At 66.9% G+C, this 21,079-nt stretch carries 18 protein-coding genes; 9 read left to right on the plus strand and 9 right to left on the minus strand.

From position 1 onward, the window contains the following. Position 1 precedes the first annotated feature (1 nt). The 8 genes from narH (at position 2) to J0O65_RS21155 (ending at position 8,712) form a co-directional block, all read left to right on the plus strand. Positions 2 to 1,552: a nitrate reductase subunit beta gene (gene narH / locus J0O65_RS21120; RefSeq protein ID WP_215409163.1), complete on the plus strand. Its 1,551-nt coding sequence runs from the start codon at positions 2 to 4 to the stop codon at positions 1,550 to 1,552. A gap of 21 nt (positions 1,553 to 1,573) precedes the next feature. Then, positions 1,574 to 2,218, plus strand: coding sequence for a nitrate reductase molybdenum cofactor assembly chaperone (gene narJ / locus J0O65_RS21125; protein ID WP_215409164.1), 645 nt, complete (start codon positions 1,574 to 1,576; stop codon positions 2,216 to 2,218). A gap of 34 nt (positions 2,219 to 2,252) precedes the next feature. Further along, positions 2,253 to 2,939, plus strand: coding sequence for a respiratory nitrate reductase subunit gamma (gene narI, locus J0O65_RS21130; RefSeq protein ID WP_215409165.1), 687 nt, complete (start codon positions 2,253 to 2,255; stop codon positions 2,937 to 2,939). Positions 2,940 to 2,954: 15 nt separating this feature from the next. Further along, positions 2,955 to 3,701 (plus strand): peptidylprolyl isomerase, encoded by a 747-nt coding sequence (locus J0O65_RS21135; RefSeq protein WP_215409166.1) that lies wholly within the window; start codon positions 2,955 to 2,957, stop codon positions 3,699 to 3,701. An 88-nt stretch (positions 3,702 to 3,789) separates the two neighbouring features. Continuing rightward, positions 3,790 to 4,776, plus strand: a complete 987-nt coding sequence (moaA, locus tag J0O65_RS21140; protein WP_215409167.1) for a GTP 3',8-cyclase MoaA — start codon at positions 3,790 to 3,792, stop codon at positions 4,774 to 4,776. A 26-nt stretch (positions 4,777 to 4,802) separates the two neighbouring features. Further along, positions 4,803 to 6,704, plus strand: coding sequence for a type IV pili methyl-accepting chemotaxis transducer N-terminal domain-containing protein (locus tag J0O65_RS21145; protein WP_215409168.1), 1,902 nt, complete (start codon positions 4,803 to 4,805; stop codon positions 6,702 to 6,704). A gap of 24 nt (positions 6,705 to 6,728) precedes the next feature. After that, positions 6,729 to 7,391 (plus strand): response regulator, encoded by a 663-nt coding sequence (locus J0O65_RS21150; protein ID WP_034781594.1) that lies wholly within the window; start codon positions 6,729 to 6,731, stop codon positions 7,389 to 7,391. 109 nt (positions 7,392 to 7,500) lie between these two features. Further along, positions 7,501 to 8,712 carry an NnrS family protein gene (locus J0O65_RS21155; RefSeq protein ID WP_215409169.1) on the plus strand — a complete coding sequence of 404 codons (1,212 nt, stop codon included), beginning with the start codon at positions 7,501 to 7,503 and terminating at the stop codon, positions 8,710 to 8,712. Between the two features lie 7 nt (positions 8,713 to 8,719). Here the strand turns inward: J0O65_RS21155 and J0O65_RS28160 are convergent, their stop codons facing one another. The 9 genes from J0O65_RS28160 to J0O65_RS28165 all read right to left on the minus strand — a co-directional run bounded on the left by J0O65_RS28160 (position 8,720) and on the right by J0O65_RS28165 (position 20,807). Then, positions 8,720 to 8,845 carry a hypothetical protein gene (locus J0O65_RS28160; protein WP_285896810.1) on the minus strand — a complete coding sequence of 42 codons (126 nt, stop codon included), beginning with the start codon at positions 8,843 to 8,845 and terminating at the stop codon, positions 8,720 to 8,722. A gap of 33 nt (positions 8,846 to 8,878) precedes the next feature. Next, on the minus strand, positions 8,879 to 12,322 hold the full coding sequence (locus tag J0O65_RS21160; protein ID WP_215409170.1) for a response regulator: 3,444 nt from the start codon (positions 12,320 to 12,322) through the stop codon (positions 8,879 to 8,881). A 48-nt stretch (positions 12,323 to 12,370) separates the two neighbouring features. Continuing rightward, a complete protein-coding gene (locus tag J0O65_RS21165; RefSeq protein WP_215409171.1) occupies positions 12,371 to 14,062 on the minus strand; it encodes a sensor histidine kinase in 1,692 nt (563 codons plus the stop codon). Between the two features lie 151 nt (positions 14,063 to 14,213). Further along, the gene (locus J0O65_RS21170) at positions 14,214 to 16,442 is read right to left on the minus strand and encodes a hybrid sensor histidine kinase/response regulator (protein WP_215409172.1); all 2,229 of its coding nucleotides are present in this window, start codon (positions 16,440 to 16,442) and stop codon (positions 14,214 to 14,216) included. Then, entirely contained in the window at positions 16,439 to 16,801 is a 363-nt protein-coding gene (locus tag J0O65_RS21175; protein WP_215409173.1) for an Hpt domain-containing protein, read from the minus strand. Before J0O65_RS21175 ends, J0O65_RS21170 begins: the two co-directional genes overlap by 4 nt. A gap of 34 nt (positions 16,802 to 16,835) precedes the next feature. Continuing rightward, positions 16,836 to 17,462, minus strand: a complete 627-nt coding sequence (locus J0O65_RS21180; protein ID WP_215409174.1) for a response regulator — start codon at positions 17,460 to 17,462, stop codon at positions 16,836 to 16,838. An 87-nt stretch (positions 17,463 to 17,549) separates the two neighbouring features. Next, complete coding sequence (locus J0O65_RS21185; protein ID WP_215409175.1) at positions 17,550 to 18,449, minus strand: HDOD domain-containing protein; 900 nt, start codon at positions 18,447 to 18,449, stop codon at positions 17,550 to 17,552. Continuing rightward, entirely contained in the window at positions 18,446 to 19,078 is a 633-nt protein-coding gene (locus J0O65_RS21190; protein WP_215409176.1) for a hypothetical protein, read from the minus strand. The genes J0O65_RS21185 and J0O65_RS21190 overlap by 4 nt, the downstream gene beginning before the upstream one ends. A gap of 49 nt (positions 19,079 to 19,127) precedes the next feature. After that, positions 19,128 to 20,807: a methyl-accepting chemotaxis protein gene (locus tag J0O65_RS28165; RefSeq protein WP_215409177.1), complete on the minus strand. Its 1,680-nt coding sequence runs from the start codon at positions 20,805 to 20,807 to the stop codon at positions 19,128 to 19,130. Between J0O65_RS28165 and J0O65_RS21200 the strand changes: the two genes are divergently transcribed. Next, the gene (locus tag J0O65_RS21200) at positions 20,806 to 21,060 is read left to right on the plus strand and encodes a hypothetical protein (protein WP_215409178.1); all 255 of its coding nucleotides are present in this window, start codon (positions 20,806 to 20,808) and stop codon (positions 21,058 to 21,060) included. The two genes, J0O65_RS28165 and J0O65_RS21200, sit on opposite strands and share 2 nt — an antisense overlap. The last annotated feature ends 19 nt before the right edge of the window (positions 21,061 to 21,079 follow it).

Here is a 21,079-nt window from a genome sequence, read left to right on the forward strand (position 1 = left end):
TATGAAAATCAGAGCGCAAATCGGCATGGTGCTGAACCTGGACAAGTGCATCGGCTGCCACACCTGTTCCGTCACCTGCAAGAACGTGTGGACCAGCCGCGACGGCGTCGAGTACGCATGGTTCAACAACGTGGAAACCAAGCCCGGCATCGGCTATCCGAAGCAGTGGGAAAACCAGGACAAGTGGAACGGCGGCTGGCGCCGCACGGACGCGGGCAGGATCGAGCCGCGCCAGGGCAGCCGTCTGAAAATCCTGGCGAATATCTTCGCCAATCCGAACCTGCCCGCCATCGACGAGTACTACGAGCCGTTCACCTACGACTACGAGCACCTGCAAAGCGCGCCGCTGTCGCAGACGCCGCCGACGGCCCGCCCGATCTCCGTGCTGACGGGGAAAAAGATGGAGAAGATCGAGTGGGGCCCGAACTGGGAAGATGACCTGGGCGGCGAATTCGCCCAGCGCAGCAAGGATAAACTGTTCGACAACATGCAGAAGGAGATGTACGGTACCTTCGAAAACACCTTCATGATGTATTTGCCGCGCCTGTGCGAGCATTGCCTGAACCCGACGTGCGTGGCGTCCTGCCCGTCCGGCTCCGTGTACAAGCGCGAAGACGACGGCATCGTGCTGATCGACCAGGACAAGTGCCGCGGCTGGCGCATGTGCATCTCCGGTTGCCCGTACAAGAAGATTTACTACAACTGGTCGTCCGGCAAGGCGGAGAAGTGCACCTTCTGCTTCCCCCGCATCGAAGCGGGCCAGCCTACCGTGTGCTCGGAAACGTGCGTGGGCCGCATCCGCTACCTGGGCGTGTTGCTGTACGACGCCGACAGGATCGAGGCCGCCGCCTCCGTGCCGCAGGAGCAGGACCTGTACCAGGCGCAATTGGACCTGTTCCTCGACCCGCACGATCCGGCCATCATCGCCGAGGCGCGCCGCCAGGGCATCCCCGACCTGTGGCTGGAAGCGGCCGTCAAGTCGCCCGTCTACAAGATGGCCGTCGAGTGGAAAGTGGCGTTCCCGCTGCATCCCGAATACCGCACCTTGCCGATGGTGTGGTACGTGCCGCCGCTGTCGCCGATCCAGGCGGCCGCCGAATCGGGCAAGCTGGGTGTGAACGGCATGCTGCCCGATACGCAAAGCCTGCGCATTCCCGTGCAGTACCTGGCCAATCTGCTGACGGCCGGCGACCAGCCGCCCATCGTCTCGGCGCTGGACCGCATGCTGGCCATGCGCGCCTACATGCGCAGCAAGACGGTCGAGAAGGTGGAAAACCTCACGGTCCTCAAACAGGTGGGCTTGACCAAGGCGCAGGTGGAGGACATGTACCACATCATGGCGATTGCCAATTACGAAGACCGCTTCGTCATCCCCGGCAGCCACAAGGAAATGGTGGAGGATAGCTTCAACGAGAAGGGTTCGTGCGGCTTCAGCTTCGGCAACGGCTGCTCGGACGGCAGCAGCGAAGCGACCTTGTTCGGCAAGAAAAAACACGGTTCGGCCATCTTCATGCAGATGCCGAAGTCGCGCAAAACGGCGCCCGGCGCTTAAGGAGCTCATATGGAAAACGCTATGCATCACTATCAAGTCCTTTCTCGCCTGCTGCTGTATCCCGAGCCCGAGCTGATCGAACACCTGCCGCAGCTCGATGCCGCGCTGGCGGCCGTGCCGGAGCAGCACGCGCTGCTGCGGCCCTTGCTGGCGCACCTGGAAAGCAGCAGCCTGATCGACCTGCAGCAGCAGTACGTGGCCACCTTCGACCGCAATCCGTCGCACTCGCTGCACCTGTTCGAGCATATCCACGGCGAATCGCGCGACCGGGGCCAGGCCATGGTCGACCTGATGGAGGAATACAAGCGCCACGGCCTGCAGATGGTGGGCGACGACTTGCCCGACTTCGTGCCGCTGTTCCTGGAATTCCTGGCGCAGCTCGACGAGGCGGTTTCGGCGCCGCTGCTGGGCGACGCCGTCCACGTGCTGGCCCACATCGGCCGCAAGCTGACGGCCAACGGCAGCCCGTACGCGCCCGTCTTCACGGTGCTCGAACGCCTGAGCCCCGTGGCGGCCGACATGCTGGCCGAACCGCCGGTGCGCGACATGGATGAAGCGCTGGAAACCTTCGGTCCCGGTGCGGACGGCGTCGAGCCATTGCTGCGCCAAACCCCCGGTGGCGTTCATCCCGTGCATTTTCACCCGCAGCCGCGGCGCGCCGCTTAATTGGCCGCCTGCGCCCGCATGAGGAGAGTACATCATGAGTAATTATTTGCATCAATTTGTGTATGGCATTTATCCATACATCGCGCTGGCCATCTTTTTCCTGGGCAGCCTGATCCGTTTCGACCGCGAGCAATACACGTGGAAGTCCGATTCCAGCCAGCTGCTGCATCGAGGCAGCCTGCGCCTGGGCAATATCCTGTTTCACCTCGGCATCATCGGCCTGCTGTTCGGCCATGCGGCCGGCTTGCTCACCCCCGTCTGGGTATGGGATACCTTGGGCGTGTCGCACAGCCTGAAACAGGGCGTGGCCATGGCGGCCGGCGGCGTGATGGGCGGCCTGTGCCTGGTCGGCATCCTGATCCTGCTGGCGCGCCGCTTCGGCAATGCACGGCTGCGCGCCGTCACCACGGCCGGCGACAAGCTGGTGATGGTGTGGATTCTGCTGACCTTGCTGCTGGGCCTGTCGTCGATCTTCGTCTCGGCTTCGCACATGGATGGCCACATGATGGTCTTGCTGATGAACTGGGCGCAGCACATCGTGACCCTGCGCGGCGACGCCGCCAGCTTCATCGTCGATGCGCCGCTGGTGTTCAAGCTGCACCTGTTCATGGGCATGTCGCTGTTCGTCATCTTCCCGTTCACCCGCCTGGTGCACGTGTGGAGCGGCTTCGGCGCAGTTGCTTACCTGGGCCGCGCCTATCAGTTGGTGCGCCGCCGTTAAGAAAGGAGCTACATCATGGGAATCTCCGTCAATGGCATCGATATCGACGATGCCGACATTGAGCAGGAACTGCCGCACCACCAGCAGGCGGGCAATCCGCTGAAACAGGCCGTGCATGAACTGGTGCTGCGCCGGCTGCTGCAAGAAGAGGCCGAGCGCCTCGGCGTGCAGGGCGACAGCATGGACGACCGCATCGAGGCGCTGTTTGCGCAGGAAGTGCGCGTGCCGCCCGCCGACGATGCGGCTTGCCGCACCTTTTACGCCCAGCGCCCGCAGCTGTTTCGCAGCGGGGCGCTGGTCGAGGCGCGCCACATCCTGTTCCAGGTGACGCCCGAGGCGCCGCTGGAGCTGCTGCGCACGACGGCGCAAGCCGTGCTCGACGCCTTGAAACTGGCGCCCGAGCGCTTCGGCGAACTGGCGGCGCAGTATTCGAACTGCCCGTCGGGCGCCCTGGGCGGCAATCTGGGCCAGCTGTCGCCGGGCCAGAGCGTGCCGGAGTTCGACGCGCTGCTGTTCCGCCTGGAAGAGGGCGCGCTGGCCGGCCATTTGCTGGAAACGCGCTTCGGCTATCACATCGTGCAGGTGCTGCGCCGCGTCGAAGGCCAGCCCATCGCCTACGAGGCGGTGCAGGCGCAGATCGCCGACCGCCTGGCGCGCGCCGCGTGGCAGCGCGCCGTGCACCAGTATCTGCACTTGCTGGTGGGGCGCGCGGAGATTGCGGGTATCGAGCTCGAAGGCACAGCCAGTCCATTGCTGCAATAGTCCGGAAGGCGTAGGCCGCTAGGCCTTCTGGGGCACAGCCAGATCGTGCCCCAGCCTTTACAATCAAGGAAGAAACAGGAGTAGCGTCATGGGTAGCGTCAAGTTGCAGGACCGTTTTGGCCGTGCTATCGATTATGTGCGGCTGTCCGTCACCGACCGCTGCGATTTGCGCTGCAGTTATTGCATGCCCAAGGGCTTTCGCGGTTTCGAGGAACCGAAGGACTGGCTGACGTTCGACGAGATCGAACGCCTGCTGGGTATCTTTGTTCGCCTCGGCACGCGCCGCGTGCGCCTGACGGGCGGCGAGCCGCTGTTGCGGCGCAATCTGCCCGAGCTGGCGCAGCGGCTGTCCGCGCTGCCAGGCATGCAGGATCTGTCGCTGTCGACCAATGCCACTCAATTGGGCAAGCACGCCGTGGCCCTGCGCGCGGCGGGCGTGGACCGCATCAACGTCAGCCTCGATTCGCTGGACCGCGCCTGCATGCAGCAGATCACGGGGCGCGACAGCCTGCAGCCCATTCTGGACGGCCTGATGGCGGGCAAGGCGGCCGGCTTCGATCCGATCAAGATCAACATGGTCGCCATGCGCGGCGTCAATGACGGCCAGATCGAGGCCATGGCCGCGTTTTGCATCGAGCAGCGCTTCATCCTGCGCCTGATCGAAGCCATGCCGATGGGCAGCACGGGCCGCAATGCCAGCTACCTGCCGCTCGGTCCCGTGCGCGAGCGGCTGGCGGCGCGTTTCGGCCTGGTGCCGCAGGCGATGGAGCTCGGTGGCGGGCCGGCGCGCTACCTGGCGACAGCGGATGGACGCTCGAGCATCGGCTTCATCACGCCCATGTCGCAGCATTTTTGCGCCACCTGCAACCGCGTGCGCCTGTCCGTCGATGGTACTTTGTACCTGTGCCTGGGCCAGGAAGAAAAATTCGCCTTCGGCCCCATGCTGCGCGGCGGGGCCACGGATGCGCAGATCGAGGCGGCGATCCGCGCCGCCATCGAACTCAAGCCGCAGCAGCATGATTTCAATACGCAGCCGGACAAGATTATCCGTTTTATGGCCCAAACCGGAGGCTGAACGGGGTGGTGCCAAGTAAAGGGTGTATGAAATTTAAAGCGATGTTCTCCTCCTGGCAGAAGCTGTCGACCAAGATCGTCGGCGCGCTGCTGCTCATGCTGGTGCTGGCCTTGAGCGCCATCGGCTGCACCCTGTTCCTGTCCTGGCAGCTCGAAGGCAGTTCGGCCGCCATCAACGAGACGGGCCGGCTGCGCATGCAGACCTACCGCCTGACCCTGCTGCTTGCCAGCGACGCGGGCGAACAGGCGCGCCAGCAAGTGCTGCTGATCGACGAGACCCTGGCCAAGATCGGCCACGGCGACCCGCAGCGCCCCCTGTTTCTGCCGCCCAGCAGCGCCATCAAGTCCGAGTTCGAGCGCATCGGCGCCGCCTGGCGCGGCGCCTTGCGCCCGGCCGCGCTGGCCGCCGACTCCTCCGCGCGCGCGCGCCAGTTCGAGCATGACGCCGACACCTTCGTCGGCCAGGTCGACCAGCTGGTGCGCCTGATCGAGCACGATAGCGAACAGCGCACCTTCTGGCTGCGCGCCTCGCAGCTGATCCTGGTCGGCATGGCCGTCATCGGCACGGTCAGCATGATTTACCTGATGTTCATGCTCATCATCGAGCCCGTCACGCGGCTGCGCCTGGGCATGCAACGCATGAAGGAACGCGACTTCAGCGTGCGCCTGGCCGTGGAAAGCAATGACGAATTCGGCCAGCTGGCCAGTGGCTTCAACCAGATGGCCGACCGCTTGCAGGCGCTGTACGGCAACCTGGAAGAGGGCGTGCGCAGCAAGACGGCGACCCTGGAATACCGCAACCGCGAACTGGCGCTGCTGTACGAAAGCGCGGCCTTTTTGCAGCGCCCGCAGCCTTTGGAAGACATCTGCGGCGGCTTCATGCAGCGCATCGTCGATTATTTCGAGGCCGACGGCTCCACCGTGCGCGTGCTCGACGCCGAGCGGGGCAACCTGCACATGGTGGTGCACACGGGCCTGTCCGAGGAACTGGTGGCGTCCGAGCATTGCCTGAAGGTGGGCGACTGCCTGTGCGGCACGGCCGTCGAGATGAAGGTGGCGAAGGTGCACGACATGCGCCGCATCGACAAGGCGCACGAGCTGCGCTGCCACCGCGAGGGCTTTGCCACCGTCTCCGTCTTCCATATCCATGCGCACGAACAGCACCTGGGCTTCTTCAACCTGCATTTCCGCCATGCGCGCGTGTTTTCCGCGCGCGAGCTGGCCTTGCTGGAAACGCTGGGCCAGTTGCTGGGCATCGCGCTGGAAAACCTGCGCCTGGCCGCGCGCGAGCGCGAGATGGCCATTTCCGAAGAGCGCAACCTGGTGGCGCAGGGCCTGCACGACAGCATCGCGCAAAGCCTCAATTTCCTCAACCTGCAAGTGCAGATGCTCGACGATTCCGTGCGCCACGCCCGTTTCGACGAGGTGGCGGGCATCGTGCCGGCCCTGCATGCGGGCGTGAAGGAAAGCTACGAAGACGTGCGCGAACTGCTGGCCAACTTCCGCAGCCGCCTGATGGAAGACGATTTGATCGGCTCCCTGCGCGCGGCGGTGGACAAGTTCCGGCGCCAGACGGGCATCGCCGCCGAGCTGCTGGCTGACGTCGACGGCGCGCCATTCCCCCGCGAGCAGCAATTGCAGCTATTATTCATCGTGCAGGAAGCGCTGTCGAACATCCGCAAGCACGCCCAGGCCAGCCACGTCGAGGTGCGCCTGGCCGACGACCAGGATTTTACCCTGACCATCAGCGACAATGGCGTCGGCTTCGACGCCGCGGACGTGCTGGACAAGGGCGACAGCCATGTCGGCATCCATATCATGCGCGAGCGCGCGCAGCGCATTGAGGCCACGTTCGACGTGCACGCCTGTCCCGGCGGCGGCACGACCGTTGAACTGCATCTGTCGCGCGAGCAGCGCCGCGCCGCCTGAGTCATCACCTGAAAGTACAAAAACATGGAGACACCCGATAAACCGATCACCGTCATGCTGGTGGATGACCACGCGCTGTTCCGCAGCGGCATACGCTCGCTGCTGCAGCGCCACACGGATTTCTCCGTCGTGGGCGAGGCGGCCGATGGCGTGGAAGGCATCAAGCGCGCCATCCAGCTGCAGCCCGACGTGGTGCTGCTGGACCTGAACATGGCCGGCATGTCCGGCGTGGAAGCGCTGCAGCTGATGCAGCACGACTGTCCCGATACGGCCATCGTCATGCTGACCGTGTCGGAGGACGCGGAAGACCTGGCGACGGCCCTGCGCGCGGGCGCCTGCGGCTACCTGATCAAGAACATCGACGCCGACTACCTGGTGCGCGCCATCCGCCGCGCGGCCGCCGGCGAGGTCGTCATCGCCGAAGCGATGACGGGCAAGCTGGTGGCGCAGCTGCAGGCGGGCACGCGGCGCGAGGAGCCCGTGTCGGAACTGGATAAACTGACCCCGCGCGAAAAGGAAATCATCGATTGCCTGTCGCGCGGCGAGAGCAACAAGGGCATCGCCCGCACCCTCGACCTGGCCGAAAGCACGGTCAAGATCCACGTGCAGAACGTGCTGAAAAAACTCAACCTCACCAGCCGGGTGCAGGCGGCCGTGTACGCGGTCGAACACCGCCAGGGCAAGTAGCCTGCGCTGGCGGCTAGTCACTGCGGGCTAGCCGCCTCATCCTTTTGCCGATGGCGGTTGCTGCGCTTTTAAAGTAGTATATTGAATATATCTTTATCGCGAGTCCACCATGGCCATCACCCCGATCAGCGAACCGTCTCCTTCCCCCGCCGCCACCGGTGCGGCGCCCTGGCATGCCCGCCACGCCGTCTGGCAACTGGGGTTCCGCCCGTTCTACCTGCTGGCGGCCGTGTTCGCGGCCATCAGCATTCCCCTGTGGCTGGCCAGCTACTTCGGCGTGCTGGCGGGCGGCTTGCGCGTGGGGCTGGGCTGGCATATGCATGAAATGGTGTTCGGCTTCGCGCTGGCCGTCGTCGTGGGTTTCCTGTACACGGCGGGGCGCAACTGGACGGGCTTGCCCACGCCGCACGGCGCGCGGCTGATGGTGCTGGTGGCGCTTTGGCTGGCGGGGCGCGTGGCCATGCTGTGCGGCCCCGGCCTGCTGGCGGCCCTGGTCGACTGGCTGTTCCTGCCGCTGGCCGCCTGGCCCCTGTATCGGGTGCTGCGCCGCTCGGGCAATACGCGCAACCTGTTCCTGGTCGGCTTGCTGGCCCTGCTGGCGCTGGCCAATGGCCTGTTCCACGCGGCCGTGCTGGGCTGGTTGTCGCTGTCGCTGTTCCTGCCGGTGCAGGCGGCCATCTTCATCATCGTGCTGATCGAATCGGTGATCGGCGCGCGCGTGATCCCCATGTTTACCCGCAATGGCGCGCCTGGCAGCACGCCGGTGGCCAACCCGCGGCGGGCCTTGATCGCCGTGGCCTGCATGGCGGCGGCGGCCGTGGCGTGGCTGAGCGGCGCGCCAGCCTGGCTGACGGCGCCGCTGGCGCTCGTGGCAAGCGGCGTCTCGCTGGCCAACCTGCTGGCCTGGCAGCCGCAGCGCACGCTGCGCGTGCCGCTGCTGTGGATCTTGCACCTGTCGTACGCGTGGATCGGCATCGGCTTCGCGCTGCTGGCGCTGGCCAGCCTGGGCCTGCTGCCGGCCAGCGCCGCGCTGCACGCGCTGACGGTGGGGTCGATGGCGGGCCTGATCATCGGCATGATGACGCGCACCACCCTGGGCCACACGGGGCGGGCGCTGAAGGGGGGCAGGGCGGAAGCGGCGATGTACTGGCTGATCCAGCTGGGCGCGCTGGCGCGCCTGCTGGCCGCCGTCGGCCCCGTTTCGCTGGCGATGCCGCTGCTGCTGGCGGCGGGCGCCTGCTGGTCGCTGGCCTTTGGCCTGTATGCGTGCGTGTATGTGCCCTACCTGTGGCGCGCCAGGGTGGACGGCCGCGAAGGCTAGACTACCGTCAGAAAGGACGCCAGGCCAGCAGTTTCCGGATTTCCGGCGTCCAGTACGACAGCGATTCGCCCACGACGAATAGCAGCAGGCCCAGCATCAAGGCTCTCAGCAGCAAATCCCTCAACCAGATCATGTCGTCTCCCGCATTCTTGTATTGCCAATTTTATCACTGGCATGCCCCGCCATGTTGCGTTTCTGCTACGGCCGCCTCGCCGGGCGGCGGCGTCTGCGCCGTGAAGGCGGCGACGGCGTCGATGGCGCGCGCCAGCGCCTGTTCCAGCGTGTCGAGCGCGGCGGACGCATCGTCGCCGGCGTGCAGCAGCTGTTCGGCGTGCTGGGCCGCATGCAAGGTGGCGGGCAGGGCCAGGCTGCCGGCCACGCCGGCCAGCTTGTGCGCCAGTGCGGCGGCGTCGCCGCGCGCATTGGCCGCTAGCAGGGCGCGCATGGCGCCGACCGTATTGCCGTAGGTGACGCCAAAGCGCGACAGGTGCTGGCGGTAGGGCGTTTCATCGAGCCACTGCGCCATGCCCCGCGCCAGGTCGATCGCGGGCGCCGCGCCGTTCGGCGGCACGGCCATCGTCGCTGCGGCCATGACGGGCGGCAGGGCCGGCAATCCTTGCGCATGACGCCGGTGCGCGCGCGCGATCAGGGCGATGGTCTGCGGCACGTCGAACGGCTTGCTGATGAAATGGTTCACGCCCGCCTCCAGCGCCGCCGTGCGCTGCGTCTGGAAGGCGCCGGCCGTCAGCGCCACCACGGGCAGGTCCTGAAACTGCGGCAACTGGCGCAGCGCGCGCGTCGCCTGCAAGCCATCCATGACGGGCATCTGCACATCCATCAGCACGATGTCGACGTCGGCGGGATGGGCCAGCAGCCAGTCGAGCGCTTGCTGGCCATCGCAGGCGAACGAGGGCAGCGCCCCCTGGTCGCACAGGATATGCCTGACCACGTCGCGGTTGATCTCGCTGTCGTCGACCACCAGCACGCGCACGCCGGCCAGCTGGCGCTCTTCCAGCGGAACATGGTCGGCGTCGAGGCCGGCGGCCCTGGCGCGCTGCTGGCGCGCTTCCATCGTCGCGTTGTACAGGCTGGAAGCGGTCACCGGTTCATTGAGGATGGCGTCGGCGGCATGGGCCGGATCGTTGCACCGCCGCGACGGCGCCGTGGCCGGCGCGCCGCTGGCCGCCAGGATGACGACAGGGCAGTCCTGCGGCGGCAGGTGCTCGCGCAGCGCGCGCGCCGTGGCGTCGCCGTCCAGGTCCGGCAGGTTCGCAGCCAGCACCACCACGCCGGGGCGCGCACCCTCGGCGCAGGCCAGCGCATGCTCGAGCGCCGCCTGGCCGCCAGCGACGGCATGCACGCTCCAGCCCAGGCTTTGCGCCACGGCGGCAACGGCGCTGCGCGTGTCGGCGTTGGCATCGGCCAGCAAGACAGGCAGGTTTTTCATGTCGGGCGAGGACAGGGTACTGGCGGCCATCAGTTGCAGCGGCAGCGTGAAACTGAAGGCGCTGCCCTGGCCCAGCCCGCTTTTCAGGTGCAGCGAACCGCCCATCAGGCGCACCAGCTGGCGGCAGATGGTCAGGCCCAGGCCCGTGCCGCCGAAGCGGCGCGTGGTGGAGCTGTCGGCCTGGGAAAAGGCGGAAAAGATCGCCTCCTGCACGTCGGGGGCGATGCCGATGCCCGTGTCGCGCACGCAAAAACTCAGCACCGCGGCGTCGCCGTCGCGGCTCTCCAGCGTGGTCAACAGCTCGACCGTGCCTTGCTGCGTGAACTTGATGGCATTGCTGGTCAGGTTGATCAGCACCTGTTCCAGCCGCAGCGCGTCGCCCAGCACGTGGTCCACGCCGTCGGGCAGCGGACCGATCTGCACGGCGATGGGTTTGTCATGCACGGCAACGCCCATGCTGGCGGCGATCTTCTCGACCACCTCGGCCAGGCGGAACGGCGCCTGCTCGATGGTCATGTGGCCCGCCTCGATTTTCGAGACGTCCAGCACGTCGTTGATAATGCCCAGCAAGGACTGGCCGGCCGCGCGGATCTTGCGCGTCATCAGTACTGCGTCCTCATCCTGGCTGCTGCGTTCCAGCAGCCAGGCCATGCCGAGGATGGCGTTGAGCGGCGAGCGGATTTCATGGCTCATGTTGGCGAGGAATTCGGCCTTGCTGCGGTTGGCCGCTTCGGCCGCATCGCGTGCCAGCAGCATCGCCGCTTCGGCCTGCTTTTGCGCGGAGATATCCTGGGCAAAAATCAAGGTGGCCGGTCCATCCTTGAGCGTCACGCGCGTGCTGGTCTTGAGGGTGGGCACGGGAAGGCCCTGTTTGTCCAGGCCGACGGCCTCGAACACCTGTTCGCTGGGAGAGTCCGCCTCGATCAGCGCTTCGTTGGCGGCCAGCGCCGCCTGCGATTGCGCCGAAATCATGGCGGACCAGGGCAGGCCATTCAGATTGTCTTGCGCCGTGTAGCCGTGCAGCCTGCGGTAGCGGGGATTCGAGTAAATGAAACGGCCGTGGCGCAGGATGGCGATGGCCACGGGCGCATCCTCGATCAAGGTGCGAAAGCGCGTCTCGCTGTCGGACACGGCTTGCATGGCCTGGCGTTCCCTTTCCTGCTCCGCATGCCAGGCGGCTTGCTGACGGCGCCGCCGCTGGCTCCAGAACAGCAGGCTGGCGCCGGCCAGCGCCAGGATGGCGAAGCCGACCAGGTAGCCCAGCGCCTGCTGCCGCAGCGGGGCGGCGATGGCCGCCTCTTCTCTGCTCAGGCCGATGATCAGGGCGCGGTCCATGTGCAGCGCGGCGGGGGCAATCCTTGCCATGGCCATGACGCGGGGGGCGGCGGTGCCGCTGGCATCGGCAATCTCGACACCGCTCAGCACGCCTGCCTGATAGCCGCTGTCGCGGAAGCGCCGCAGGAAGCTGCCGGGCACGTCCAGATTGCCGCCATTGGCGCTCTTGAGCGGATAGTTCAGGAATTGCCGGCCGTCGCCATGCACGAGGACGGCCCACACATCGGCGGTATACATGGCGGTGCGGAATTTGGCCGTGAAGTATTCGGGATCGAAGGTGGCCACCACCACACCGGCAAAGCGGCCTTGCCGGTCCTGCACCATGCGCGAGGCCGTGATGACCAGATCCCCCTTGAAGGACCGGAAAGGCGCTGAGATATACAGCATGCGCGCATCCGGGGCGTCGCGCGCCGTCTGGAAGTAGCTGCGGTGCGAAACATCCTGCTTGGCCAGTTCCGGGATGCTGGTGGCGACCGGCTTGCCGCTGGCATCGATGACCAGCATGGTGCGCACGCCCGGCATGGCGTCGACCAGCGCTGCCAGGCGCCGGGGCAGGGCCTGCCCGGAGTTCGCAGTGGCGCCGGCGGCCAGATAGTCGCTGATCACGCCGCCGAGTACCAGGTTGGTCGCCGCCAGGTCCACCTCGATATTTTTTGCCAGCAGCGCCGTCAGCACGCTCAAGCGTTCACGCTCGGCCGCGTCGTGCCGCGCGGCTTCCGCCAGGTGCGCGTAGGCGAGGGCGCCAGCCACGATGAGCAGCCCCAGGAGCAAAAACAGCCACTCGATCAATCGTCTGCGCACGGCCACCGCATCTGTTTGGTAGGTCATGTGCCGATGCTATACCCGATACGCGCGGAGAACAACTTTTGTGCACGACTATGCATGTGATAGTGTGGTCAATTTGCCCCCAAGTGGCAGGAGCAGGCGGAAGACGGTGCCATGGCCCGGCGCGGAGGTCACGCCGATGCGCCCGCCCATCAGGGTGACGAGCTGGCGCGCGATGGCCAGGCCCATGCCGGCGCCGTCATGGGCGCGGCTCGGCGAGTCGTCCGCCTGCGAGAATTTGTCGAAGATGTCGTCCTGCCGCGCCTGCGCGATGCCGATGCCCGTATCGCGCACCTCGATCTGCAGGTCGGCGCCGCCGTGCGTGACGTGCACGTCGATGCGCCCCGCGGCCGTGTAGCGGATGGCGTTGTCGAGCAGGATGTCGAGCACGCGCACCAGACGGACGCGGTCGCAATCGATGCTCGGCGGCGTGGCGGGCGCGACTTGCGCCGCCAGCAGCAAGCCCTTGTGCGCCGCGCGCGGCCGGTGCGGCGCCAGGGCCAGTTCCAGCAGCAGGTCCAATGGCGCAGCGGCGGATTCTAGCCTTATCTGGCCGTTCTCGAGCGCGCTCAATTCCATCGCCGCCTCGACCATGGACAGCAACTGTCGGCCGCTGCCCTGTATCGTTTGCGCGTAGGCGGCCAGTTCCGGCTCGCGCAGCCGCTCCAGCAGCAGTTCGGAAAAACCCAGGATGCCGTTGAGCGGCGTGCGCAATTCATGCGACATGTTCGACAGGAAGCGCGACTTGGCCTCGCTGGCGGCGATGGCCCTGGCCCGGCTGTCGACCAGGCGGCCGATCAGCAGCAACAGCGCGGCCCACGACAGCACGATCAGCGCACTCGTGATGGCCGCCATCAGCAAGGCCTGGTTGCGGCGCGAGAAGTATTCAGCCAGGACGGTATCGCGCTCCAGGCCGACCAGCATGTAGAGCGGATAGCCGGCCAGCTTTTCGAACGCATACAAGCGCAGCGTGCCATCGACGGGGCTGCGTTCGGTGAAGTTGCCCCGCGTTTTTCCACGCATCAAGGCAAACACCTTGCTGCCGCCGATATCCTGGCCGATGGAGTTGACGGTGCCGATCCGGCGCGCGCGCACCACGCCATCGCTGCCGACGAGCGCCATGGAACTGTTGCCGCCCAGGTCGACTTCGTCGTACAGGCGCGTAAAGTAATACGGGTCCATCGAGACCACCACCACGCCCTTGAAGCTGCCATCGGCATGGTTGATGCGGCGCGTCAGCTGGATCGACCATTTTTTCGATACCCGTCCCAGCACCGGCTTGCTGATGTACAGTTCGCCGCTGTCGTGCTGCATGTGTACCCGGATGTGCTCGCGGTCGGCCAGCTTGGTCGGTTTGAAGGGGCGGCTCGACAACACCGTGTCGCCCTGTTCGTCGACGATGGTAAACAGGTTGTACAGGGGGCCGGGATTGAGGCCTTGCCGCAGGTCCGCCACGATGTCGAGGCGGTCGCCCAGCGCCTGGTAGCGGCTGCGCAGGTAGGTGGCCGCCTGGTCCGCTGCCTCGATCGTGCGGATCGCATGCTCGTCGAAGACGCGCGCCATGCGGTGCGCATCGCGCCCGGCGCCGGCGATGGCCGCGTCATGCGCGTGCCGCAGTTGCAGCACGGTGATGCCCCACAGTCCCGCCAGCAGGATGGCCATGAAGAGCGACAGCAGGGTGCGCGTATCCCATCGCTCCCATCGCCCCCAGGCCCGGGCCTTCCCGTCCGTGTGCTGCCGCATGCTGCCTCCGCAAGTCTTCCAGGTCCGCCGTGATGCACGGATGCCCGGCGTCACCGGCACGGTGATTTATCAATTATAGCGAATATAATTGATTTTATCGAATAAATCGAATTTACGCGGAAAAGTGTTGTATTGAAGCCGGCACGGGCGGCTAGCGCATTGCCGCCTGGTGCGCCAGCCAGCGCTCCACGATCGCGCGCAGCTGGGCGGCCGTGAACGGCTTGGACAGGTAATCGTCCATGCCGGCCGCCACGCAGCGCTGCCGGTCGTCCTCGGTGACGCCGGCCGTCAGGGCGATGACGGGCAGGCGCGCCGCACCGCTGGCCGCTTCACGGGCGCGCAGGGCCTGGCAAGCCTGGTAGCCGTCCATGACGGGCATCATGCAATCCATCAGCACCAGGTCGTATTGCTGCGCGGCCAGGGCTTGCAGACCCAGCGCGCCGTTCTCGGCCGTGTCGATGCTGTAGCCGCGGCCGCCCAGCTGCAGGCACACCAGCTGGCGGTTCAGCGCCGTGTCCTCGACCAGCAGGATGCGCGCGCCCGGCCCGGATGCGGGCGCGGGCGGGGAGGCCGGGGACGATTCGGCAGCCGGTTCTGGTGCCGGCTCCGCGGCGACCGGCGCCTGGCCCGCCTGGCAGGGAATGCGCACGGTGAAGCGGCTGCCGTCGCCGGGCGTGCTGTTGCAGAAAATCTCGCCGTCCAGCAGCGCCACCAGGTGCTTGCAGATGGCCAGGCCCAGTCCCGTGCCGCCATAGGCGCCGCTGATGCTGTCGTCGGCCTGGCAAAACGGCGCGAAGATGCGGCCCAGCTGTTGTTCGTTCATGCCGATGCCCTGGTCGCTGACCATGGCGACGAGGCAGGCGCTGGCGCCGTCCGGCGTGGCCGGCGCCAGGTGCAGGCGCACGGTGACGCTGCCGGACGGGGTGAACTTGATGGCATTGCTGAGCAGATTGCCGAGGATTTGCGCGAGGCGCGTGCGGTCCGAGCAGATTTGCCGCGGCATGCCGGGGGCGACCTCGGCCGTCAGCTGCAAGCCCTTGCGGTCCGCTGGCGCCCGGTGCAGCGCCAGCACGTCGTCGAGCAGCAGGCGCGGATCGAAGTCGCGCAGCTCGATGCGCATCTGGCCTGCCTCGATCCTGGACAGGTCGAGGATGTCGTTCAGGATGCGCATCAGGTGCTGCACGCCGTCGCTGATGCGCTCGGCATGCTCCCGCTGCGCCGCGTCGAGCCGGGTGTCCCGCAACAGTTCGGCCATGCCGGCGATGCCTGCCATCGGCGTGCGGATCTCGTGGCTCATGACGGCCAGGAAGCGCGACTTGGCCGCATTCGCCGCTTCCGCGCGCGCCTGCAGCGCCAGCGCCGCCACCGCGTCGCGCTCCTGGCGCCGCAGCAGGGCCATGATCAGCGCGATGGCCCCGGCCAGCACCAGCAGGCTGACGACGGCCGCGCCGCCCATGGTGCGCAACATGCGGCGCCAGCCGGCCAGGTAGACCTCGTCCGTCACGGTCACGTTGATGGCCAGCGGGTAGTCGCGCACCAGCCGTATGCCGGCCAGGCGGTCGACCGCGCGGCCCTGCTCGGCCGCGCGCGGCGTGTCCACCTGCAGCACGCCATCGGTCTTGCCCTGTTCCAGCAAGCGGTAGGTGCTGCCCGTCAGGTTGCGCTTGCCCATCATGGCCGGCACGGCCGGCCAGCGCGCCAGCAGCGTGTAATCGCTGCGGTACAGGGAAAAGGCCGTGTGTTCGCCGATGCTGGTGCTCTGGAAGAATTTGCTGAAGAAGTCGCACGACAGGCCGACCAGCACCACGCCCAGGAAGCGGCCGTCGGGGGCGTCGATGCGCCGGCTGAGGTAGAAGGTCCAGGCGCCATTGCCCTTGTTTTGCACGGGGGCGCTGACATGCATGCCGCCGTCCGGATGGCGGCGGTGATAATCGAAGTAGTCGCGCTCGTCGAGCCGGATGGGCGGGGCGGGAAAGGCGCGGCTGAAGGCCAGCACGGCGCCGTCGGCGCCGACGATGGACACCACGTCGACTTGCGGCACGCCGCCGATCTTGTGCCGCAGCAACTGATGCATGGCCGGGGTGCCGACGGCGGCGGCCAGCGCTTGCGCGTCCGCCGGGGCGGCGGCCTGGATGTCGTTGCTGACGCTGTCGAGCACCAGGCGGGCCGCCGTCATGCTTTGCGCCGTGTTCTCCGCCAGCAGCAGCGACAGGTTGGACAGGTCCTGTTTCCAGTCATCGACGGCTTCGCGGTGCAGCAGCACGCCGGAGACGACGATGCGCAGCGCCAGCAGGCCCACCAGCACCAGGCCCACCACGGCCGCCGTGGTGCGCGGCCGATAGCGGTGCACCAGGCGCAGGGCGGCCTGGCGCGCGCTCATGCCTGCGCGCCCGTGTAGTCAAGCATGCTGCGGCGTACCTCCCGCTCCACTTCGGCGACCAGCGCCGCCGTTTCATCGAGCCAGTCCGACGCCGCCACGCCCTGGTGGCGCACCAGTTGCTCGAGTGCCGCCAGGCGCGCCACCAGGGCGCCGGCGCCCAGCAGGGCTGCGGTGCCGCGCAAGGTATGGCAGCTTTGCACGATGGCTGGCGCCGCGCCGCCGCGCACGGCCTGCTCGACGCGCGCAAACATGGCCGGCGCCGTGTCCAGGTAGGTCTGCGACAGGGCGCGGAACATCTCCAGATCGTGGCCGGTGGCCTGGAACAGCACGGCAGGATCGATGTGGCGATAGGCTGGCATGGCGGCTCCGGGGCGAGGGAAAAGCGGCGGCGGGTCAGGCGGCCAGGCTGTTGCGCCGCGCATGGCCGGCGCAGCAGGCGCGCAGGTAGCCGCGCAGCTCGTCGTAATTGACGGGCTTGGCAAAGAACACGACGCCGGGCGGCACGCCGCCCCGTTCTTCCAGTTCCTCCGGCGTCAGGCTCGACAGCATGGCGATGTGCATGTCCGCCAGCAGCGGGTCGGCCAGGATGGTGCGTATCACTTCGTAGCCGTCGATGCCCTCCATCACGATGTCGGCCAGCAGGATGTCGGGCTGGTCGCGGGCGATCTCGATCAGTGCCTGGTAGCCGTTCTCGCAAAAGCGCAAGTCCGCCTGCAAGCCCCACGAGCCGATCTGCTTTTCATACAGCGCCCGTTCGATCGGATTGTCTTCGATGACCAGGATCGAGGGCGGGCGGCCCGATGGGGCGGGGCGGCTGGCCCGTGCCGCGCGCTGGTCCTGGCCCGGCTGGCCGGGATTGCCCTTGTAGGCCTCGACGGCCGCGAGGGGAATGCGCCGGTGGCCGCCCTTGGTCTTCCAGGCTTCGATCACGCCTGCCTCGACCAGTTGCTGCACCGATGTGACCGAGATGCCGAGGATTTCGGCGGCCTTTTGGGTAGTGCAAACGTCGGCAGTGTGCATGATGGGCTGTCTGGTCGTGGATAGAGTTGAATGGAATGATACGCAATTATGTTCAAAAAATCAATTTCAACAAATTAGATGAATTCACTAAAAACCTGGCTGGCGCCGCCGGGTGCCGCTGCGCGTGCGGCAGGGGACGATATGGGCCTGCGGTTCCAGGTTCTCGCGCCACTCGCTCCACTCGGCGTTGCTGTGGCGTAGCAGGGTTTCCATGTGCTCCCCGTCCAGGCCCAGTACCCGCGCGGCGGCCAGGGCCGGCCCGCGCGCTCCCGCGCCGTTGCGCAGTATCAGGTCGGCGAAGCTGCCAGCCAGTTTCAGCAGCCAGGCCAGGTCCGTCATGCGCCCGGCCCGTCCGAAACCGGGCGGCGCGGCATGGCACAGTACGGCGTCGCACAGGATGTCCGGCATGCCCCAGCCCCGCATCAGCGTGGCCGACAGCGCCAACTGGTGGTGGCCGAAGCGCTGCGATTCCTCGCACAGCAGGCGGGGCCTGGCGGCATCGCCGTGTTGGCCCAGCAATTGACCGTATTCCTGCGGATGCAAGGTGGCCAGGGCCAGCTGGCCGCAGTTGGCCAGCAAGCCGCAACTGTACAGCTCGTCGGCCGGCGCCAGCTGCAGCGCGTCGCCTGCCACGCGGGCGGCGCACGCCATGGCCAGCGAGTGCGACCAGAAGCGCTGCGCGTCGAAGTGCTCGCACGCGGCCGTCGGCGCGGCGGGGGCGGCGAATGCCTGGCGCAGGGCGGGCAAGCCGATGACCGCCAGCATCGCGGCGTTGACCGCCGCATGCTTGCGCTCGCCCGGCGGCACGCCGGCATTCGCCAGGCCGATGACCGTGCCGCTCAGGGCAGGATCGCCGCCCAGTTGTTCTGCCAGCTCATCGAGCGGCAATTGTTGCTGGCACAAGCTCGCCAGCCAGTGGCGACGCCAGACGGGCGAAGGCAGGATGGCGCCGCCGAGCAGGCGCGCCAGGTCGATGTGGGTGCTCATGGCCGGCTTCCGACGCCGCTGCAGTCATCCGCTTGCGCCGCGCCCGTTTGCAGTGCCGTGACCGCTTGCGACAGGATGTCGAGCGACACCAGCATGTCGGCATGCAGGCGGCGCAGCGCGCCGATATCGTTCGCAAAACCCGCATGCACGGCCTGGCGCGCCAGGGCCTGCAAGGGGAGCAGGCCCATGGCGTGGCTGCCGTCGAGAATTTCCTGCGCCAGCACGCGGGCCGCGGCGGGCCGCTCGCAGCGCAGCGCATGGGCGATGCCGGCCAGGCGGTCGCGCGTCTCGGCCACGAACAGGGCCAGAATTTCACCCTGCAGGCGCCGGTCGTAGCCGAACATGGCGTCCAGGCGGGCCGGCTCGAACGATGGCGTGTCCGGCGCCGCGGACGCTGGCTGTGGCGCCGCCTCCGCCGTTTCCGCCGCCTTGGCCGGCTGGCCGGCCCTGCGCAGTTGCAGCAGCGCATGCAGGTCGGCCGGCGCCGTGCAGTCGGCTGGCGCGCGGCGGATACGGCGCCACAGCAGGGCGGCCAGCAACAGCAGCAGTCCTGCCAGGGCCAGCGTCGGCCGCATCAGTGCGAGGTCGTCGCAGCGAAGGAGGGAGGGGGCGGCGAGGAAGGCGTTCATGGCGGTGCTCCAGTGCGGTCTATGCGAGTGATCCTGCGTGATGGCGGGCCTAAAATACTTCCCAGTCGCCGGCATCGGCGCTGGCCGGCGCCGTCTTCCTGGCATGGCCTGCGGGGCGCGTGGCGACCAGCTTGAGCGTGGCCTTGTGCTGCGCGGGCCGCTGTGCGGCAGGTGCGCGCGGTGCCGCGCCGGCTTGCCCGTGCGCCAGCTTGAAGGTGCCCACCACGCCGGCCAGCTTGGCCGCCTGCTCCTGCAGCGATTGCGATGCCGCCGCCGCTTCTTCGACCAGGGCCGCATTCTGCTGCGTGACTTCATCCATCTGCGTGATGGCGCGGTTGATTTCCTCGATGCCCGTGCTTTGCTCCACGCTGGCGGCCGAGATTTCGCTGACGATGTCGGTGACGCTGCGCACCGTGTCGACCACTTCCGTCATGGCCGCGCCGGCCTGCCGGACCAGCTTGCCACCTTGTTCCACCTGTTGCACGGAGTCGTCGATCAATACCTTGATTTCCTTGGCTGCCGCCGCCGAACGGTGCGCCAGGCTGCGCACTTCGGTGGCCACGACGGCAAAGCCGCGCCCCTGTTCCCCGGCGCGGGCCGCTTCCACGGCCGCATTCAGGGCCAGGATATTGGTCTGGAAGGCGATGCCGTCGATGACGCCGATGATGTCGGCGATCTTGTTGGATGAGCCGTCGATCGCCTCCATGGTGCGGATCACGTCGCCCATCACCGCGCCGCCACGCACCGCCTTGTCCGAGGCGCCGATGGCCATTTGCTGGGCCTGGCGGGCGTTGTCGGCATTTTGCCGCACGGTGGCCGTCAGCTCTTCCATGGCCGAGGCTGTCTCTTCCAGCGAGCCGGCCTGCTGTTCCGTGCGCGCCGACAGGTCTAGGTTGCCCGAGGCGATTTCGCTTGACGCCGTGCTGATGGTCTCCGTGCCGGAGCGCACTTCGGCCACGATGCGCATCAGGCTCTCGCTCATCTCGGCCATGGCCGTCATCAACTGGCCCACCTCGTCGTTCGACGTGGCCTTGACCTGTGCGCTGAGGTCGCCGCCCGCGATGGTGCGGGCCACGTCGATGGCGCTGGCCAGCGAGGCGGCGATGCGCCGCGCCAGCAGCAGGCCCATGCCGGCTACCAGCACCGTCACGGCCAGGGCCATGCCGATGGAAATCCAGCGCGCGCTGGCGGCTGCTGCGGCGCCGTCGGCCGCGCCCCTGGTGGCCAGGCTTTCGTTGTAGCGGTGGTGCGCGGCGAGGGCGTCGACCAGCTCCTTGATGATGGGCTGGCTCTGCATCAGCAAGTCGCGTGCCGCATCGGGCTCACCCGCCGTCGACAGCGCCAGCACCTTGTCGCGCACGGCGTCGTAGCGCAGCAGCACGGCGCGGTCCGCGGCCAGCAGTGCGCGGTCTTGCTCATCGGAAAGATTTTCCTTCTCATACTGCTCGAGCGCCTTGCCCACCGCCGCGCGCGCTTCCACGATGCCCGCTTCCAGCTTGTCGCGTGCGGCGGCATCCTTGTTGCCTATGTGCTGCCAGACGGCCGTGCGCATTTGCGTGAACGGCACGAAAGCCTGGTTCAAGGTCAGCAGGCTGGGAACGGTGTTGACGGAGGCATAGCTGGCTGCCGTGTAGACGCGGTTCATTTCATAGATGCCAAAGCCGGCCAGAGCGGCCAGCCCCAGGACGACGGCGAGAATCAATGCATACAGGCGTTTGGCGATGGTCATGACGGGAGCCGCTCCACTTGAAGTTGAAAATCAGGAAAATCGTTTACCGGATTGCGTGATTTTCATTTTACGGCAAAAATTTGATTTATTCGAGATATTTGTGATTTATTTGTTTGGTTTGTGTTTTTGTTGCAGTGGCAGGATGAAGGACCCGGTGAAACGAGGAGGAAGTGATGAAAAGCAACAACGCACAGATATTCGGTCTCGCGTGTGGCACGCTTTGTCAATTAGTGAAAAAATGCAATTTCTTTGATTTGCATCAATAAATACGG

This window comes from Janthinobacterium sp. JC611 (assembly GCF_018682595.1).
Lineage (GTDB): Bacteria > Pseudomonadota > Gammaproteobacteria > Burkholderiales > Burkholderiaceae_D > Janthinobacterium.

Coding starts and splice junctions, on each gene's coding strand:
- J0O65_RS28160 (WP_285896810.1), bottom strand. CDS start 8,845: ATGATCTGGTTGAGGGATTTGCTGCTGAGAGCCTTGATGCTGGGCCTG.
- J0O65_RS28165 (WP_215409177.1), bottom strand. CDS start 20,807: ATGACCATCGCCAAACGCCTGTATGCATTGATTCTCGCCGTCGTCCTG.
- J0O65_RS21180 (WP_215409174.1), bottom strand. CDS start 17,462: ATGCACACTGCCGACGTTTGCACTACCCAAAAGGCCGCCGAAATCCTC.
- J0O65_RS21155 (WP_215409169.1), top strand. CDS start 7,501: ATGGCCATCACCCCGATCAGCGAACCGTCTCCTTCCCCCGCCGCCACC.
- narI (WP_215409165.1), top strand. CDS start 2,253: ATGAGTAATTATTTGCATCAATTTGTGTATGGCATTTATCCATACATC.
- J0O65_RS21150 (WP_034781594.1), top strand. CDS start 6,729: ATGGAGACACCCGATAAACCGATCACCGTCATGCTGGTGGATGACCAC.
- J0O65_RS21165 (WP_215409171.1), bottom strand. CDS start 14,062: ATGCGGCAGCACACGGACGGGAAGGCCCGGGCCTGGGGGCGATGGGAG.
- J0O65_RS21175 (WP_215409173.1), bottom strand. CDS start 16,801: ATGCCAGCCTATCGCCACATCGATCCTGCCGTGCTGTTCCAGGCCACC.
- J0O65_RS21190 (WP_215409176.1), bottom strand. CDS start 19,078: ATGAACGCCTTCCTCGCCGCCCCCTCCCTCCTTCGCTGCGACGACCTC.
- J0O65_RS21185 (WP_215409175.1), bottom strand. CDS start 18,449: ATGAGCACCCACATCGACCTGGCGCGCCTGCTCGGCGGCGCCATCCTG.
- moaA (WP_215409167.1), top strand. CDS start 3,790: ATGGGTAGCGTCAAGTTGCAGGACCGTTTTGGCCGTGCTATCGATTAT.
- J0O65_RS21160 (WP_215409170.1), bottom strand. CDS start 12,322: ATGACCTACCAAACAGATGCGGTGGCCGTGCGCAGACGATTGATCGAG.
- narH (WP_215409163.1), top strand. CDS start 2: ATGAAAATCAGAGCGCAAATCGGCATGGTGCTGAACCTGGACAAGTGC.
- J0O65_RS21170 (WP_215409172.1), bottom strand. CDS start 16,442: ATGAGCGCGCGCCAGGCCGCCCTGCGCCTGGTGCACCGCTATCGGCCG.
- narJ (WP_215409164.1), top strand. CDS start 1,574: ATGCATCACTATCAAGTCCTTTCTCGCCTGCTGCTGTATCCCGAGCCC.
- J0O65_RS21145 (WP_215409168.1), top strand. CDS start 4,803: ATGAAATTTAAAGCGATGTTCTCCTCCTGGCAGAAGCTGTCGACCAAG.
- J0O65_RS21135 (WP_215409166.1), top strand. CDS start 2,955: ATGGGAATCTCCGTCAATGGCATCGATATCGACGATGCCGACATTGAG.
- J0O65_RS21200 (WP_215409178.1), top strand. CDS start 20,806: ATGACGGGAGCCGCTCCACTTGAAGTTGAAAATCAGGAAAATCGTTTA.